The sequence below is a fragment of the Alicyclobacillus sp. CIJ1 genome (assembly GCF_057538885.1).
In genome coordinates, this window is record NZ_BAAJPH010000121.1 from 1 (window position 1) to 1,059 (window position 1,059).

The window sequence follows — 1,059 nt, forward strand, 5'->3', positions numbered from 1 at the left end:
CCAGCTTGGGCTCGTACACGATGGACCCTGGTTCCTCAGCGTCGCGCTTCCCGCGCTCAATGGCACGCATCACCCACTTCGCCGCGTCCAGCCCCATCTGCGTCTTCGGGTGCTCCACCGTCGTTAGCTTGATCTCCGTCGCCTCCGCTAGGTACGAGTCGTCGTACCCCACCAGCGACATCTCCTCCGGCACCCGGATCCCAAGCTCCCGCAGCACGTCCAGCACCTTCACCGCCAACTGGTCGTTGTAACACACAATCCCCGTCGGCCGCTCTTCCTCGCGCTCCAGCTCCGCCCGCACCCGACGCACAACTTCCTCGCCCAGCTCCTCCGTCCGGTATGTGATGAGCCACTCCGGCTTCACCGACACCCCTGCCTCCCGGCACGCGTCCATGAACCCCTGCATCCGGTACACGCCCTGCAAGTCGTCCGTCTTGAAGATCCCCATCAGCTTCCGATGCCCAAGCTCCAAGAGGTGGTGCGTCGCCATCCAGCCGCCCTTCTTGTCGTCCATGATGATGTGCGGCGGATCCAGCTGCGGATAGTACTGGTTGATCATCACATACGGGATCTTTCGCTGCTCCAACTCCAGGTAGTACCGGATGTTCGGATTGTACGTGCTCGACTCCGTCGGCTCCACGATCAGCCCCGCAATCGGACGCTGCAACATCGACTCGAGGCACTGCGCCTCTTTCGACAGGTTGTTGTACGTGCACGCCAGAATCAGCGAATACCCCTTGTTCGTCACGTACGACTCAATGCCGCGGATGATGGTTGGAAAGATGTAGTCCGAGATGTACGTCGTGATCACGCCGATGTACCTGCGCGCTTCCTGGCTCTCCCCCGACACCCGCTCCTCCTGCGGAAAGGCGCAGAACGTCCCGGCCCCCTGTTCCCGGTACAAAAGCCCTTCGTGCACGAGGTCTCCCACCGCCTGCCGGATGGTATGCCGGCTGACGCGGAACATCTTGATGAGTTCATTTTCCGAGTAGATCTTCTGCCCGGGTTTCACCTTCCCCGTGCGGATCCACTCCCGGATTTGCTCTTTGACCATGACGT

1 protein-coding gene is annotated in these 1,059 nt (G+C 61.3%); it reads right to left on the minus strand.

Going from position 1 to position 1,059, the window contains the following annotated elements; genetic code table 11:
* A partial coding sequence (locus AC27E8_RS10790) for a substrate-binding domain-containing protein (protein ID WP_487097684.1) occupies positions 1-1,059 on the minus strand: 1,059 nt, incomplete at both ends.